The sequence below is a fragment of the Mycobacterium sp. DL genome, assembly GCF_039729195.1.
GTDB lineage: Bacteria > Actinomycetota > Actinomycetes > Mycobacteriales > Mycobacteriaceae > Mycobacterium > Mycobacterium hippocampi_A.
The window spans coordinates 1,689,687-1,704,657 of sequence record NZ_CP155796.1; the positions used below are offsets into that span (position 1 = coordinate 1,689,687).

General features: G+C 67.1%; 13 protein-coding genes. 8 read left to right on the forward strand and 5 right to left on the reverse strand.

The annotated features are described in order from the left end of the window. Window positions 1–82: 82 nt before the first annotated feature. From ABDC78_RS08210 to ABDC78_RS08220, 3 genes are all read left to right on the forward strand, one after another. Window positions 83–490 carry a metalloregulator ArsR/SmtB family transcription factor gene (locus ABDC78_RS08210; RefSeq protein WP_178360836.1) on the forward strand — a complete coding sequence of 136 codons (408 nt, stop codon included), beginning with the start codon at window positions 83–85 and terminating at the stop codon, window positions 488–490. Beyond that, window positions 487–2,454 (forward strand): cation-translocating P-type ATPase, encoded by a 1,968-nt coding sequence (locus ABDC78_RS08215; RefSeq protein WP_178360835.1) that lies wholly within the window; start codon window positions 487–489, stop codon window positions 2,452–2,454. Before ABDC78_RS08210 ends, ABDC78_RS08215 begins: the two co-directional genes overlap by 4 nt. A gap of 67 nt (window positions 2,455–2,521) precedes the next feature. Further along, entirely contained in the window at window positions 2,522–3,121 is a 600-nt protein-coding gene (locus ABDC78_RS08220) for a cadmium resistance transporter (protein WP_178360834.1), read from the forward strand. Between the two features lie 129 nt (window positions 3,122–3,250). On the opposite strand, the gene ABDC78_RS08225 is transcribed toward ABDC78_RS08220, so the two are convergent. Continuing rightward, the gene (locus tag ABDC78_RS08225) at window positions 3,251–3,562 is read right to left on the reverse strand and encodes an alkylmercury lyase (RefSeq protein ID WP_178360833.1); all 312 of its coding nucleotides are present in this window, start codon (window positions 3,560–3,562) and stop codon (window positions 3,251–3,253) included. Window positions 3,563–3,786: 224 nt separating this feature from the next. On the opposite strand from ABDC78_RS08225, the gene ABDC78_RS08230 reads away from it, so the two are divergent. Together ABDC78_RS08230 and ABDC78_RS08235 are read left to right on the forward strand one after the other, a co-directional pair. Then, window positions 3,787–4,365, forward strand: coding sequence for a recombinase family protein (locus ABDC78_RS08230; protein WP_178360832.1), 579 nt, complete (start codon window positions 3,787–3,789; stop codon window positions 4,363–4,365). Beyond that, complete coding sequence (locus ABDC78_RS08235; protein WP_178360831.1) at window positions 4,358–5,182, forward strand: TIGR02391 family protein; 825 nt, start codon at window positions 4,358–4,360, stop codon at window positions 5,180–5,182. Before ABDC78_RS08230 ends, ABDC78_RS08235 begins: the two co-directional genes overlap by 8 nt. Before the next feature lie 68 nt (window positions 5,183–5,250). Here ABDC78_RS08235 and ABDC78_RS08240 read toward each other — a convergent pair whose 3' ends face one another. After that, window positions 5,251–5,436: an antitoxin gene (locus ABDC78_RS08240; RefSeq protein WP_178360830.1), complete on the reverse strand. Its 186-nt coding sequence runs from the start codon at window positions 5,434–5,436 to the stop codon at window positions 5,251–5,253. A 161-nt stretch (window positions 5,437–5,597) separates the two neighbouring features. On the opposite strand from ABDC78_RS08240, the gene ABDC78_RS08245 reads away from it, so the two are divergent. From ABDC78_RS08245 to ABDC78_RS08255, 3 genes are read left to right on the forward strand one after another with little or no spacing between them, the layout of a single operon-like run. Next, complete coding sequence (locus ABDC78_RS08245) at window positions 5,598–6,125, forward strand: hypothetical protein (RefSeq protein WP_178360829.1); 528 nt, start codon at window positions 5,598–5,600, stop codon at window positions 6,123–6,125. Then, complete coding sequence (locus ABDC78_RS08250) at window positions 6,125–8,566, forward strand: hypothetical protein (protein ID WP_178360828.1); 2,442 nt, start codon at window positions 6,125–6,127, stop codon at window positions 8,564–8,566. The genes ABDC78_RS08245 and ABDC78_RS08250 overlap by 1 nt, the downstream gene beginning before the upstream one ends. Then, on the forward strand, window positions 8,563–9,324 hold the full coding sequence (locus ABDC78_RS08255) for a hypothetical protein (RefSeq protein ID WP_178360827.1): 762 nt from the start codon (window positions 8,563–8,565) through the stop codon (window positions 9,322–9,324). Before ABDC78_RS08250 ends, ABDC78_RS08255 begins: the two co-directional genes overlap by 4 nt. A 9-nt stretch (window positions 9,325–9,333) precedes the next feature. Here the strand turns inward: ABDC78_RS08255 and ABDC78_RS08260 are convergent, their stop codons facing one another. The 3 genes from ABDC78_RS08260 to mobF all read right to left on the reverse strand — a co-directional run bounded on the left by ABDC78_RS08260 (window position 9,334) and on the right by mobF (window position 14,720). Then, window positions 9,334–9,723, reverse strand: coding sequence for a helix-turn-helix transcriptional regulator (locus ABDC78_RS08260; protein ID WP_178360826.1), 390 nt, complete (start codon window positions 9,721–9,723; stop codon window positions 9,334–9,336). Window positions 9,724–9,729: 6 nt separating this feature from the next. After that, entirely contained in the window at window positions 9,730–10,062 is a 333-nt protein-coding gene (locus ABDC78_RS08265) for a type II toxin-antitoxin system RelE/ParE family toxin (protein WP_347133380.1), read from the reverse strand. Window positions 10,063–10,130: 68 nt separating this feature from the next. Beyond that, a complete protein-coding gene (gene mobF, locus ABDC78_RS08270) occupies window positions 10,131–14,720 on the reverse strand; it encodes a MobF family relaxase (RefSeq protein WP_178360825.1) in 4,590 nt (1,529 codons plus the stop codon). Window positions 14,721–14,971 lie beyond the last annotated feature (251 nt).

Consider the following 14,971-nt stretch of genomic DNA (forward strand, 5'->3'; position numbering starts at 1 on the left):
ACGGCGCGGCGAACCAAACCCCAGACTTACCGGCACCCGGCCCGGCGTCGAAATATCGCTGACGACCGGCTATCATCGTCATATGACGATGAATAACGCGGATGGCTGCCTCGCCGGAACTACATCGGGAAGTTCAAATCTGGATGCCGCGGTGGCGCTGTTTCACAGTCTGTCCGATTCTGCGCGGTTGGCGATCGTGCGCCGCCTGGCCGATGGGGAGGCCCGTGTGGTGGACCTGATCGGGGAACTGGGGTTGGCGCAGTCCACCGTGTCGGCCCATGTGGCGTGCCTGCGGGACTGCGGCCTGGTCACCGGTCGCCCCGAGGGCCGGCAGGTGTTCTACTCGCTGACCCGCCCGGAGCTGCTCGACCTGCTGGCCTCGGCCGAGACACTGTTGGCCGCCACCGGCAACGCCGTCGCGCTGTGCCCCACCTACGGAACCCGCTCCGGCACCGACACGACCACGGGTGCACAGGAGGCTCACCGATGAGCGAAGCATGCGGCTGCGGCAACGACGAACCCCGCGGCGACGACGACCACGATGGTGAGCCCGAGAAGCTGTGGCAGATCGGGGAACTGCAGTTCGCCGCCATCTCCGGGGTGTTCCTGCTGGCAGCCCTAATCGCCGGAGTCCTCGACGCCGCCGAGCCGGTCGTCCTAGCACTCGAAGCGGTGGCGCTTGTGGCCGGCGCCTACACCTTCGTACCGTCCACCCTGAAGCGGCTGGCGAAGGGCAAGATCGGGGTCGGCACGCTGATGACCATCGCCGCGGTGGGCGCGGTGATCCTCGGCGAGGTGGGTGAGGCCGCGATGCTGGCCTTCCTGTTCTCCATCAGCGAGGGACTCGAAGAGTACTCGCTGGCCCGCACCCGCCGCGGTCTGCGCGCGCTCTTGTCGCTGGTGCCCGACGAGGCCACCGTGCTGCGCGATGGGACCGAAAAGACCGTTGCGCCAACCGATCTCCAGATCGGCGACCGGATGCTGGTCAAGCCCGGTGAGCGTGTCGCGACCGACGGGATCATCCGCCACGGCCGCACCGCGCTCGATGTCTCCGCCATCACCGGCGAGTCAGTCCCCGTGGAAGCCGGGCCCGGTGATGAGGTGTTCGCCGGGTCGATCAACGGCACCGGGGCACTCGAGGTGGAGGTCAGCACCACCGCCGAGGACAACTCACTGGCCCGCATCGTGCGCATCGTGGAGGCCGAACAATCCCGCAAGGGCGCCTCCCAACGCTTGGCCGACCGCATCGCCAAACCCCTGGTGCCCGGGATCATGATCGCCGCCGCACTGATCGCGGTGATCGGCAGCCTGCTCGGGGACTCGGCCACCTGGATCGAACGTGCCCTGGTGGTGCTGGTCGCCGCCTCACCGTGCGCGTTGGCGATCTCGGTGCCGGTCACCGTGGTGGCCGCTATCGGCGCCGCCAGCAAGCTCGGTGCCCTGGTCAAGGGCGGCGCGGCACTGGAAGGGCTGGGCAGAATCCGCAGCGTCGCCTTGGACAAGACCGGCACGCTCACCGCGAACCGGCCCGCCGTCATCGACGTGGCCACCGCCAACGGTGCCACTCGCGAGCAGGTGCTCGATGTGGCGGCGGCCCTGGAATCGCGCAGCGAGCACCCGCTGGCCGCGGCGATCCTCGCCGCAAATGATGACGTCATCCCTGCCACCGACGTCGAAGCCGTCACCGGTGCCGGACTCACCGGCCACCGCGACGGGCACACGCTTCGCCTCGGCCGCCCCGGCTGGCTAGACCCCGGCCCACTCGCCGGTGATGTCACCCGGATGCAGCAAGCCGGGGCCACCGCGGTCCTCGTCGAACACAACGGCCAGGTCATCGGTGCCATCGCCGTGCGCGACGAGCTGCGCCCCGAGGCCGCCGAGGTGGTCGCCCAATTGCGCCGCGACGGCTACCACGTGGCGATGCTCACCGGCGACAACCACGCCACCGCCGCCGCGCTGGCCCGCGACGTCGGGATCGAGGACGTGCACGCCGAGCTGCGCCCCGAAGACAAGGCGCGCCTGATCGAACAGCTCCGCGCCCAGCGGCCCACCGCGATGGTCGGCGATGGCGTCAACGACGCTCCTGCGCTGGCCACCGCCGACATAGGTATTGCGATGGGCGCGATGGGCACCGACGTGGCCATCGAAACCGCCGATGTGGCGTTGATGGGCGAAGACCTGCGCCATCTGCCCCAAACGTTCCGCCATGCGCGGCGGGCGCGGCGGATCATGCTGCAAAACGTCGGCCTGTCCCTGGGCCTGATCATCGCGTTGGTGCCGCTGGCGCTGTTCGGGGTGCTCGGGCTGGCCGCGGTGGTGCTGGTTCACGAACTCGCCGAGATCGTGGTCATCGCCAACGGTGTGCGGGCCGGGCGCACCACACCGCTGTCCGCCGCGCCGGTCGATCCGGCAGTCAGCCATGGCCGCGTGGCGCCGGTGGGCGCGCCGTCGTGACCGCCGGCCACACCGGCGTGGTGGCTAGTCGGCGGGCCAGCGACACCGCAGACACCTGCGCACGCACATGATCCTGTCGTCTGTTCTGCCCGCCATTGGCCTGTTCATCGTCACCAACATCGACGACATCATCGTGCTCTCGTTGTTCTTCGCCCGCGGCGCGGGACAACGCGGGACGACGGCCCGGATCACCGCAGGTCAATACCTGGGATTTGCGGGAATCCTCGGCGCGGCCGTGTTGGTGACGCTGGGCGCCGGAGCGTTCCTTCCCCCGCACGTCATCCCGTACTTCGGGCTCATCCCCCTGGCCCTGGGACTGTGGGCGGCATGGCGGGCCTGGCGTGGCAACGACGACGATGACGATGACGGCAAGGTTGCCGGCAAGAACGTCGGTGTCTGGACCGTCGCCGCAGTCACCTTCGCCAACGGCGGGGACAACATCGGGGTCTACGTTCCGGTCTTCTTGAGCGTGGGACCGGCGGCCGTGGTGGCCTACTGCGTCGTGTTCCTCGTGCTCGTCGCGGTCCTCGTCATCGCCGCCCGATTCGTCGCCACCCGCCGGCCGATTGCCGAAGTCCTCGAACGCTGGGAACACGTCCTGTTCCCGGTCGTCCTGATCGCCCTGGGCATCTTCATTTTGGTCAGCGGCCTGGCCTTTGAGAACTAGGCGGCCATGAACTGCGGCGGTGGGATCGGCGACAACGTGGGCGTCGCACCTATCCGACCAGCGGCAGTGTCTCTTTTCTAGACAAACGCGGCGATCCGGTTCTTGTCTCACGTCAGCGGCAGGCGTCGGTTAGCTGCGCGACTGTCGTCGCCGGAACGCATTGGTCAGCTGGGTGACTGTCGGCAATCCACTCAGGCCGCCATCGGTCTGGTACACCCGGCACGCCAACACTCTCGCCGGCACCGCATCGTCAAAGGCGTCTGTGCCGTCGATGAGGATGGTTGGAGAGCCTGCGAACGGCAAGGCCGCCGCCTCTTCGTCGGTAGTGACCCGCCGATACGCGATCTCGACGTCGGCAAATCCTGCTGCTGCTGCTGCCGCACGGGTACCGGCTTCCTGCCAATTCGGGCACCCGTCGAAATAAACAACCTCCACTCTCATCTGACTGAGTGTGCAACACGTGAAGAGTCGGCAAAGGCTTCAGATTCCTCCATGCGGATCGTGTCCGCACGATTCCTGCTTGTTTTCTCGGTTGTAGAGAAATAGAGACAGCGCTACGCGACCACATTGCGGTCACATAGCGCCAGGTCGCGGTGTCTCGTTTCTTGTCTCACACCGCGTGTCTCAGATCCGCGTTGTCGGAGGCCAATGAGACGGTGTTGGCTGTGACTACGACTCTCGGGTACGCCCGCGTCAGCACCATGGGTCAAGAACTCGACGCCCAGCGCGCCGCCTTGACCGCAGCTGGCGTCGAGACGGGCCGGATCTTCACCGACAAACTCTCTGGCTCAGCCAAGACGAAGCGCCCAGGACTTGCAGCAATGCTCGATTACGCACGAGCCGGTGACACCGCCGTTGTAGCCGCCATCGACCGACTTGGACGTTCGGTCGCCGAAGTCACCCGCACCATTGCCGACCTCGGTGAACGTCAAATCATGCTGCGCACCCTGCGGGAGGGAGTCGACACGGCCACTCCCACTGGCCGCGCGGTAGCAGCCATCATGGCGACCCTCGCCGAACTCGAACTAGGTAGGGAGCGGCGCGCCGCATCTCGACACTCCCGCCGTTCCCGGCAACTACCGGCTACCAAGCCACCCAAGCTCAGCCCTGAACGGCAGGATCAACTTCGGCGTCTGGCAGCGACAGGTGAGCCGGTCACCGAGCTTGCCGCCGCATTTGGGATCGGCCGCGCAACCGCATACCGATATCTCGCCAATCAAGGAGAGACGCACCCAAATGCCTGAGCCAGCATGGAAACTGGGCATCTTGACCGGAGTTGCTCAAGTGCTCGCAGATACCCAGGACGGCCTAACCGGAACCCAGATCGGTCAGCTACTGGGACGCCTTCACATGGAAGACCCCGCGGCCGGAGTCACGAAGTGGAAGCGGCTGGAGGAAGCATTCATACGCCGACATAACAACGATGGTCATCCCCAGCGGATCATCACCTTCATTCAGCACGCCATGGAACCGGCCAACTACGTCAACAGGCCCGAGCTATTCACACTGCGTCAAGACCAACTGAATGAGGTTCTCACCTTCGTCAGTCTCCGGATCGACGAGAAAGGTGTGGTGCGGCCCGGTGCCCGCTCATCCACTCTCGACGAGGCATCTCGCAACGCAACCTCATTGCGAGCAGAGCTGCGCAGGAGAGGCACCCACGATGAAGTACTCCGCTACTGCACCGTTGAGCTGCTCAAGAAGAACAACTTTCACGCCTCTTTGGAGGCAACGAAGAGCGTGTTCGGGCGAGTTCGCCAGTTGTCGGGCCTTAGCGGCGATGGTGCCGCGCTGATCGACGCAGCACTGTCTCTCGGCAAGTCGGGTACGCCGATCATCGCTATCAACGACCTGGCATCGCAGACCGACCGAGATGAACAAACAGGTTTCGCCAATCTCATCAAGGGCCTGGCCGGCATGTTCAGAAACCCGGTAGCTCACGATCCCCGCGTAGTACGAACGGTGACCGACATCCAGCTGTTGGAACTGGTGACCACGCTGTCGATGGTGCACCGTCGATTAGACGTCGCGACCGTGAACCATCCATCGTCGACCAGCTGATCTTGGTGTCTGAAAAACCGTCGTTTTTGGGACAGCGCCGTGGGAGGCTGGCGCGTCCGCGCTCGATCTCACAGTTTGGGGGTACGGGCAGCCAGGCCCAGAGGTTCAGGCTCGAAGTCGATGTCATGTCCGGCGTCGGCGGCCAACATCACCGACATGGGAACGTCGTCGCCAGCCAATCCCGCTTTGGAAATCACGCGGCCAGCACGCCTTCGCAGCGCTGCCTTGATCCCCTGGGTTAGCTTGCGAATCACGATCTCTCAATTCTGGTCCCGGGTTATTTTAGACACACATCCTCTGTACCTGCACTGATTTGCTAGGTGTTATCTATAGGCAACAGAGCTGCGGAAAGTCGCCATCACGAATGTGCCTGCGGCGGTGGCCGGGTGTCACTCGCTCGGGATACCGTCGTGTCATGACCATGAGGGACCGGCGGCGTCACAGCACCGGGATCACCGCTGCCGCGGCGGCGTTCGTGGTCGCAGTCGGTGCCGTGGTGAGCAGCGGCCTGGCCCTCGCCCATCCCATCGAACCGAGTCAGCACACGGTGAACATGGTTCCCGCGCCGCCACCCAGGTACAGCAGCAGCGAAACGCAAACCGCGAGGACTGACGCATGCGCCGCGTGGGATCGAGCGGCGCGGTCGACGGCGTTGGCCAGCAGGTCCAGCGCCGAGGCGCTGGAGCAGAGCTGGACAAGCCCGGAGAGCCTCGCCGCGTTGGCCACGGAGAAACGTACCGGTGTGGCCGCGGTTTCGTACCTGCGTACGCAACTGTCTGACGCCACACCGGCTTCGACAGCAATACCGCTGCACGGCTGGATGGCGGCCAACATCGACATGTTGCACGCGCTGAACATGCGGCAGTGGGACGAGGCCGCTCGTGAACTAAAACGCGGTAACGCTCTGATCGATGTCATCACGTCCGAGTGCGGGTTGCGCTGATGCCTGCTGTCGGAGGGTCTGCCGGATCGTATGGGCGGCTGATCGTTACGCCGGACATGGAGCCGCCCGACGCTACGCACTGGGACACTCAGGAGCAGACCTACCGGGCTGGTGCGGCGTCGTGGGACGGGATCCACCAGCAGATCGTGGCTGACAGCGCAAGATTTCGCGATGCGGCCGATTCGCAGGGCTTCGACGAGGTTCACCGGGTGAACGCGGTGTTGGCCGAGGAGGCCAAGACGATCGCTGAGTGGCACGACAAGTGCGCCAACAAGTGCGTCGATATCGCCACGGTGCTGCGCGATACACGCGCCGGTCAGGAGCAGCTCGTCCGCGAGGCAGACGCCAAGATCTCCAGTGCGAAGCTCCCAGGCGAAGCCGAAGCCCTGGTGACCCAGTACCACGGCATAGCCCGGTACCAGACCGAGGCGGGAGTAACCGCCGCAATGGCCTCCCACACCGCTTTCAAGGCGAGCACCGAAAACACAAGGGCGCTAGATCTTTTGACGAAGTGGGGCGATGTTCCCGCAACTCCTCCCGCGCAACCGGTCGACCACACGTCGCCGGGAATCGAACAGGATGAAAACCCCTACCGCTACACCGAAAAGCGGGAAGCCGGGGCTGATGCACCTAAGCCTGTGGACGACGCGCCGACAGATCCGGCAGGTACGTCAACCACTCAGCCTGGAGTTGGTCCCGGCAGCAAGTCGGCCGCAGGTGACGAGGGGATCAAGGCCGCGACCGGACCAGTAACGCAGCCGACGCCTGGCGTGACTTCTTCACCCGCGGCATCAGCGCTCGGCGGCGGCGGTATGCCGTCCATGGGTGGCATGGGTGGCATGGGTGGTGGCGGGGTGGGTTCCGGTGGGGTTCCGAAGATGCCCGGCGGTCTGGGCAGTGGCGGCATGCCGGGGATGGGGTCCAATCCGCTGAGTGGCGGTGTCGGTCAGATGCCCGGCGCAGCAAGTGGTTTGCCGAACGCAGGAGCTGTGTCAGGTGCGGGGAGCGCGCCGCCGTTGTCGTCGGCGTTCAACCAGGGAATGGCGACTACGGCGGGGATGGGCGGCGGAATACCGTCTGCACCACCTCCAGCTCCAGCGAATCCGTCACCGGCCCTATCGGCCGGTGGTGGGCATGCGGCATCCCCCGTGTCGGCGGCACCCGGCGGGGGCGTCTCGCCGGCCGCGGCGCAGCCGGGCATGGTGTCTCCAGCCGCCCCGGCGGCTGCCGCGCCTACCGGCGCGGGGACCGGCGGCGGTGGTGCGCCGATGATGCTGCCACCGGGTTCGATGGGTCCCCCAGCAGGTGCGCCACCCCCGGCACCAACCGTGCCGGCGGGCTCCCTCAGCTCAACCAATGCCCCGGCAGCGCCCGCCCCGTCCGCAGCGAGTGCGGCTGCGGGCCCGACTCTGATTCCGGCCAGTGTGGTCGCTGCGGGCCAGACCGCAGCCGCCCGGGAGCGCCGCGAGTCCGCAGACGCAGCGGCGGCCAAGGAGTTGGTCTGGAAGCTGCAGCACGCCGCGTACATGGCGCGCAATCCCGCGGCGGGGTGGGCCGTCGGGGTGTTCCGGTCTCCGAGCGGCACCGAGACGGTCATCACCTCCAATGACGGGTCCAGCTACATCCCGGCGGGGGTGTTCGTTCCGCGCTCCGTGCGGGTGTTGGCCACAGATCCGTTGCTGAACGGTTCTTTTCGGCAGAGGTGGTTCGGCTGGGGCGATCCCGCACGGGTCCTCGTCGAGTACGCCCAACTGCGCGCACAGTGGGGCTGGAAGCTGGTCGCAGCAGCCACCACGGCGGGAGTCAACGTCTTGCGCGATGCCGGGGTGGAGCATCCGCCGTCGTGCTCGGGAGACACCAACCCGCTGCTACAACAGGGCGTCGAGGTGCCCGCCCCAGTGCTCGACGACATGCACGTGCACCGGCTGGCGGTGCTATGGCCCGAGGTGTATCCGCGGTTGCTACGCATCATGGACGCCGACCCAATTTTTCAAGACCGGATCGTCTCGGCGGTGACCGCGGCGATGATCAACGCAGCAACGACCCAGGCCCAAGTCATCGATGGCGGTATTGACGAAGCGTTACGCCTGGTCTGGGCGATCCGCGGTAGTGACCGCGAGCCAACCGTGCAGCAGTGGGCGGACTACGACAAGGCGGCCAAAGCCCTCAACGTCATGACCGCGATGCGCCGACCGGCTTTCGCCACCAATACCGGTGCGGTCGCCGATCCCAGCGACACCACCGAAGAGCTGGCCGACTACCGGGCGCACTGGATGGTTGCGCGTACTGCCGAGCACATCGGCGGGTGGTCCAGGCGCCCGCTGCCGCTACCCGACATGTGCTACGCCGCAGCCGCTACCGGCGATCCTGACCTGCGCGACATGATCGTCAAGGCCCTTGTCAGCGTTGAAGAGGACCTCCAATACGAGGCTCCTCGATGACGACTCCAGAGGGTGCGGACGGCGCGGCCTGGAGAGTCGAGCTGGAGCGCTGGCATGCCGAGCTGGCCAATACCATCGACCAAGCATCTCTGTGGGCACGGGAGTTTCATGTGTCCACCGGGGACGGTCGCTGGGGTGATACCTCGGCACCGCCGAGCTATCCGCTGCTCGGGTACGCCCACCGGCTGGAACAGATCGGTGCGACGCTGAAGATGGTGTGCGCGAACGCCTCTCTTGACCCGCCGGTCTTGAGTTGGGATCGCACCACGCTTCAAGCACCGCCGAAGAACGGGATACCTGGGCGCGACCCCGATTGGAGAGAGGCCCACTGCATCGAGGGCGGCCAGTATCTCCTGCACATCAGGCCAAGCGCCCCTGATTCCGATAGCGTTACTGCGCAACAGCATTGGCGCACTGCACTCGCGTTCGCCGCTCCGTCGGTGCTGGAACGCGAGTTCGGGATACCGCAGCTCGCTACCTACGCGGAGCAGGCTCAAGGGCTGTTCGACATCGCCCATGACACGGTGCGTGCTGCCTTCCGTAACAGCGTGGCCGCCACCTACGGCCGGATATGGGCCACGTGGCCCACAACCGGTGAAAGTGCCCGACCTCTGATGATGTGGATGACAGAGCTTATTCAGTTCGGCTGTTCGGCCGAGGAGTGCGAAGCCGTGCTCCGCGATATCGAGGTGATCGATTCTCAGGCCGTCGTCATTTGCCGCGCGACTCTTACAACCTGGCTGCGGGAGACAGCCTGACCGCTGGGGTTATGCGGCAGTGATGGCAATGTGGAGGCGTTTCCCGCACGCTGCGGCGAGCCGTTCCAGGGCGTCGATACCGGGGGTGCGTGCACCGTTCTCCCAGGCGGCGACGGCGGATTGGCTGGTGCCCATGGCGGCGGCGAGCTGGGTTTGGGTGAGACCGGCCTCGGTGCGGGCGGCGTAGACCAGCTCGGCGAGGTCCATCGCTCGGCCGGCATCCTGGTAGGCCTGTTCGTAGGTCTGGCGTTGGGCGTCGGTGAGGGCGGCCTGGCGCTGGGCGCGGGCGGTTCGGTAATCGACCCCACCGCTGGAGGTGGCGACCTTCTTCGCAGCGGCGGGGGCTTTCTTAGCGGCCTTCTTCGGGGCAGCAGTCTTCTTGGCGGTTTTGACGGTCATGGCGGGTTATCCCTTCTTGGTCTGGTGGCGTCGTAGCGCTTTGCGCGCGCGGATGATTTCGTTGCGTTCGTTTTGGCGTTGTTTGCGGAAGGTGGTCAGGGTGACCAGCTGGCGGTCGGGGTCGGCGGTGTAGGTGATGCGTTGGTTGACCTGTCCGCAGCGAAACCGCAACTCCCACAGTTTCTCTGAGAGGTAGCGGTTGTGCGGCATGCCGAGTGCGATGCCCTCGGCGGTGAGCCGGTCGAGGGCCTGATCGGCCTGGGCGAGTTCGCTTTCAGACAGACCGGCATACCAGCGTTCCACTTCGCCGCTGAGCATGATCCGCCACTCATCACCCACACCCCTACTATATCGATTCCGGTATATACCGTCAACGATATAAATACCAGGTGCGGTGGGTGTGCCCGTCAGTCGATGTCGAGGCCGTGTCCGCGGTCTCGTTCTCTGCCTCGGTCGCATGTGGGTCCGGTGGTGAGGGTTCGCCAGCTGCGTGCGGCGATGGCGCGGTGTTCGTCGGCTTCGGCGGCGTGTCTGGGATCGTCGATGTCCGTTGCGGGGCGGGTGTTTTCAGCCCAGGGGAGGGTGAGTCCGTCGAGGAGTTGTCGGGCGCTGCCGGGCTGTCCGTTGTCGATGAGTAGGAGGCGGCCGTGGGCGGGGACCAGGGCGGTGGCCACCGCTGCGAGGGCGTCGGGGTCGGCGGCCGCGGCGTCCTCGACGACGATGATGGGTCCGCGCTGATCTGGTGGGTGGTTGGTGATCTGCTCGGCGAGGTGGTTGAGGCTGAGCCGGTCGGGCTGTGGTGTCGCGGTGACGCGGACGTGGTGGCGGTGGGCGTTGGTGGCCGCTGTGTGGATCGCTTCGGCGAGGTCGGGGGTGTAGCGCTCGGCCGCCACGGTGGCCACGACGTAGGGCACCAAGAGCGCGGCCGCGGCGGGGTCGGTGCGTGGCCGCGGGAGGGTCAGCGGGTCGGCGTTGCGCCAGGCGGCGGCCAGGACCTCGACGAGCGCACGCTCAGTGGCATTCGCGCTTGCGTGCACGCCTTTGTCCTGGGTGGTGGCGCGGTCGACGACGTGCCGATCGGGGAGGGCCGCGGTGCGGGACAGCGTGTCGGCCAGCCGCCACCACAGCGCCGCGGCGGGCATCTCATCGGGCAGCGGTCCTCGCTGGGCCGCCGCGGTGATCGCATCGCGAATGTCGTTGCCGCGGGCGGCTTCTGTGAGGTGGGCGGCCAGTGTGGGCCAGTAGGCATCGGTACGAATGCGGGGGTCGATCTGGTCGAGGAGGTCGTTGAAACGGGTGGGGTCGGCGCTGTCGCGTTCGATGGCGTCGGTGCCGTGGCGTTGCAGCCGGTCTTGGATTGCGCGGGTGGCCACCGGGTACTGGGGCGGGCCGGTGAGGCGGGTGTCGGCGTCCTCGACCCCGGTGGCGGCCCGGAACACGGCGATTTCTGCGGCCAGGACAGGGTTGGCCGCGACCAGGGGCTGCGCCCAGCTCGGCGCGGTGTCGGGGGTCCAAGCGTGGGCCTGTTCGCGGATCTGCGCGGCGAGCTCGGCGACCAGTTCCTCGCGGCGGCGCAGGTAGTCGCCCCATTGCGGGTCGCCGGCCAGAGGGTCGGGGATGGCGGGCAGCCAGCGCAGCGGCCCGCAGTCGCGGCCGGCGGAACCGGTGAGGTCGATGCGGTGGTCCAGCACCGCGGCCGCATCGGCGGCATCGTCGAGGCCGCCTCGAGCGTGGGCGGCGGCTAACAGCTCGCCGGGATCGGCACCGGAGAGCGCCCGGATGGCCAGGCGACGACGCAGCAGCGGCCACGCCGGGCAGGTACTGAGATCGGTATGTACTGATTCAGCGAGGGCGTCGAGACGGTCGCGGGCGCCCGCGCCGAGCTTGTGCTCGGCTGCAGCGCCGACGGCGTCGGTGAACATGTCGGCGGCCGCGGACAGTCTGCGGGTCGGGTCGGCGGCCTGGCGGGCGGCGGTGGTGGCCGAGACCTGGCCGCCGTCGCGAGCCACGATCCGGGACAGGACGTCCACGGCGGTGTCGGGGTGGGTGGCCTTGGGGGCCAGGACGCGGTGCGGGTCGGTTTCGGCGGTCGAGAGGTACAGGTGGTTTTCCGCGCGGCCGCGAGTTAAGGCGACGTAGAGCTGTTGGCGGGTCAGGTGCTCAGCACCCACCACATGGCAGCTGTGCCCGGCGGTGGAGCCCTGGGCACCGTTGATGGTGGCGGCATAGCCGAGGGTGACGTGTTCGGTGACGTAATCGGCCGGCAGGGTGATCTCACGGCCCGTGCCGCGATGGCGAGCCCGCAGCGCCCCGTCGCGAGCGACATCGAGGACGTCGAAGGTGTAGCCATTGCGGACGTAGTCAGTGCCCGACAGGGGCAGCCAGCGGGCGTTGCGGCGGGTGCGGATGACATCACCGACACTGGCCCGGAGTTGATCGGCAAGCACGATTTCACGACCCGGCCGCCAGTTCGGATCAGCCTCGACGAGAGCGGCCAGACGGGCAGTGCGGGCGCGGGCGTTGAGGTCGTCGACGATCGCGTTGGTGGGTCCCAACAGCAGGCTGTCACGCCCGGCGTTGCGGTCGGCCAGCCACGCCGAAAACGCGGCATCCGCCGCGGTCTGTTCGGCGCCGACGTGAATGCGCCCGGAGTCGATGTAGAAACCGATCCCGGCCGGATCGCCGCCGCGCAGCGCCAGCGACGCCGCGGCCTCGGCGCGGGAGTGAAACCGCACGACTTCCGAAAGCGTCAGCGCCTCGGTGTCGGTGGCGATGTCGCGCAACACCCCGCCAGCCGAAATCGACGCCAACTGGCAGTCATCAGCAACCAGCCGCACACTCGCGCCCTTGCGCTGCGCGTCAGCGATCATCGCGTCCAGACCCGCGGTCGATGCCATGCCGGCCTCATCGACGATGATCAACGTGTCGGGTCCGATGTCGGCGAACCACTGTGGTGTTCCGAACGTCGCGGCGTTGTCCGGACTGGTGCAGTGGACGTACTTGTCGAGGGTGTCGGTGGTCGCGCCCAGGTCCTCCCCGAGCACGATCGCCGCGGCCGCGGTCGGGGCCAACCCGAGGACATGTCCGCCCGAGCTGCGCCACGCATGCGCCAGTGCGGCCATGGCCGTGGTCTTGCCCGCCCCGGCCGGCGCCAAGGCAAGTCCTACGCGGCGTCCGCCGAGTGCCATCTGGGCCACAAGGGCGGCTTGGCCCTCGTTGAGCGGTTTGCCGCGTGCGTCGGCCTCGTCGAGTGCCAAACGCACGTCCTCGGTGGCCGCGACACGTCCATCGAGTTGGTGCGCCGCGGCCAAAATTCGGGCCTCGGCAGCGAGCACGTCGCGGCTGGTGAATTTCGCGACACCGTGGCGGCTGTAGACGCTGGAACCGTCGCGGCGACGCAATGCGACAGGCTCACCCAACTCGCCATCGGCGACGCGTGCGTGGGGCACCGAGAACGCTTCGGAAAGTGCGGTGTCGGTGAGCCGTTCGACAAGCCCCGACACGTGTGCGACACCCTCGTTCCGCACGACCCGGAGGGCTTCGGCGCGCACGTGGTGGGCCTGCCACGTCGCGCGTGTTTCGGCGACGGTGGCGACGATTGCGACAGCACGCGACGCCACCCATTCCGCGGTGATTTCCGGTGTCTTCTGGGCGCGACGCGGGGACAGAACTGTGGCCAGCATGCGGTTCAATCCCTCGTGGCCGAGGACCTCGGTAGCTTGGTTGCGCCAGGTGGCGCGCTGCTCTGCGAACGAGCGCGGTTCGTGCTTAGCTTCGCGCGTTTCCAGGGTCGCTTGATCGGCCAGCGCGTGGGTCTCGACGGTGGTGGGTTCGCGGCCGTGATCGTGCTGAAACTGCTTGGCCAGCTCGGCGGTGCGGGCCTTGATCGCGATGGCGCGGCTCGACCAGCGGGTCATCAACTCTGGTGCCATGCCGACGATCTCGCGCACGGGTCGTTTCCCGCGTTCGGCGGGCATCTCGGCGAAGTCCACACTCACGCGTGGAATCAAGCGGACTTCCATGCGGGTGTTGTACATCTCCGAAAGCGTCACGGCGTTCCGATGCAGCGGTTGGCCGTCCAGTGCGAGCCAGCGGCGCACGCCGTTGGCATCGACATGGGACACCTTGTTAGAGACCGGCAGGTGGGTGTGCAGGTCAGGATCTCCGGCGCGGGAATCGCGGTGGGTGAACGCCGGGGCGATGAGCCCTTCGGTGTCGACTTGGGCGACACCGTTGGTGCCGGTTCGGGTGAGGGCGGCGTTGTCTTGCAGCCACTCCAGCACGTCGGCCACCGCCTCGTAATGCGCGGCCTCGATCTGCTCGGCAATCTCTGGTGGGGCAATCGCCCACAGCGCTGAAATCGACTTCACCGGAGAGAACGTCAAGTCATAGCCGGCCACCGCCGTGGTGCGCGCCCGCGTGGCCCGCGCGATGAACCCCGACAGCTCCCGCTCATCGGCAGGATCGCGGCCAAATTGCTCGCCAAACAGCTCGATGGCCACCCGCGTCCGGATGCCCGCGCGCACATCGTCATCGATGGTCGCAGTGCCCGGCAGCCCGGCGGCGATGTTGTGAGCCCGGAACGCCTTTCCGACCCGACGCACGAACTCCGAAGACTCCTCGCGCACGGCGAACTGGCGGCCCAACTGGGCTGCCGCGATTGAAGGCTGAACGCCCAGATGCCCGGAAACGTGCTCCGAAATCTTGTCGGCGTTGGGGTGCAAACCTAGCCCGAACAGTGCCTTCATCTGAGCTTCGGTGACCGTCGAACCCTCTTCGACGCTCCACACCTGTTGGTGCACAGCGTCGCTGACCTCACGGGCTCCGGTGTCGGCCAGGGCGGCCAGGCCGCGGCCCATCCAGCGGCCCGGCGATTCCCCCTTGGCGGAGTAGTAGTCGGCCAGGGGCGAGCGGCCACGCTCGGTGCTATCGGCGGCCGCGACTTGCCGCACCAGGTACAGGTATCCGTCCCCGGCGGTCAGCTTGTGCATGGACATCACCGCCGCATGCACCCCTTGGCCCGCATGCGCCGAAAGGTACGGAGCGGAGCGCGGAAAAAACCACCACCAGAGCCAACATTCCCAACCGCCGTTACCAAACCGTGACCTGTATGCAAGAGGTGTGCTGGCTTTAAGGGGGCCCAGAAGCAGGGGTGACGGCGGGGCACCTGGGGTGCGGCAGCGGGGTGGTGGTGAGGCGGAGGGTTGAGGTCCGGTGAGTGGTGGGCGTTGGTGCGGTAGGCGCGTCG

Bases quoted from the DNA above. Each gene is read 5' to 3' on its own strand.
- ABDC78_RS08215 (WP_178360835.1), top strand. From the start codon at position 487: ATGAGCGAAGCATGCGGCTGCGGCAACGACGAACCCCGCGGCGACGAC.
- ABDC78_RS08210 (WP_178360836.1), top strand. From the start codon at position 83: ATGACGATGAATAACGCGGATGGCTGCCTCGCCGGAACTACATCGGGA.
- ABDC78_RS08220 (WP_178360834.1), top strand. From the start codon at position 2,522: ATGATCCTGTCGTCTGTTCTGCCCGCCATTGGCCTGTTCATCGTCACC.
- ABDC78_RS08235 (WP_178360831.1), top strand. From the start codon at position 4,358: ATGCCTGAGCCAGCATGGAAACTGGGCATCTTGACCGGAGTTGCTCAA.
- ABDC78_RS08225 (WP_178360833.1), bottom strand. From the start codon at position 3,562: ATGAGAGTGGAGGTTGTTTATTTCGACGGGTGCCCGAATTGGCAGGAA.
- ABDC78_RS08250 (WP_178360828.1), top strand. From the start codon at position 6,125: ATGCCTGCTGTCGGAGGGTCTGCCGGATCGTATGGGCGGCTGATCGTT.
- ABDC78_RS08255 (WP_178360827.1), top strand. From the start codon at position 8,563: ATGACGACTCCAGAGGGTGCGGACGGCGCGGCCTGGAGAGTCGAGCTG.
- ABDC78_RS08260 (WP_178360826.1), bottom strand. From the start codon at position 9,723: ATGACCGTCAAAACCGCCAAGAAGACTGCTGCCCCGAAGAAGGCCGCT.
- ABDC78_RS08245 (WP_178360829.1), top strand. From the start codon at position 5,598: ATGACCATGAGGGACCGGCGGCGTCACAGCACCGGGATCACCGCTGCC.
- mobF (WP_178360825.1), bottom strand. From the start codon at position 14,720: ATGTCCATGCACAAGCTGACCGCCGGGGACGGATACCTGTACCTGGTG.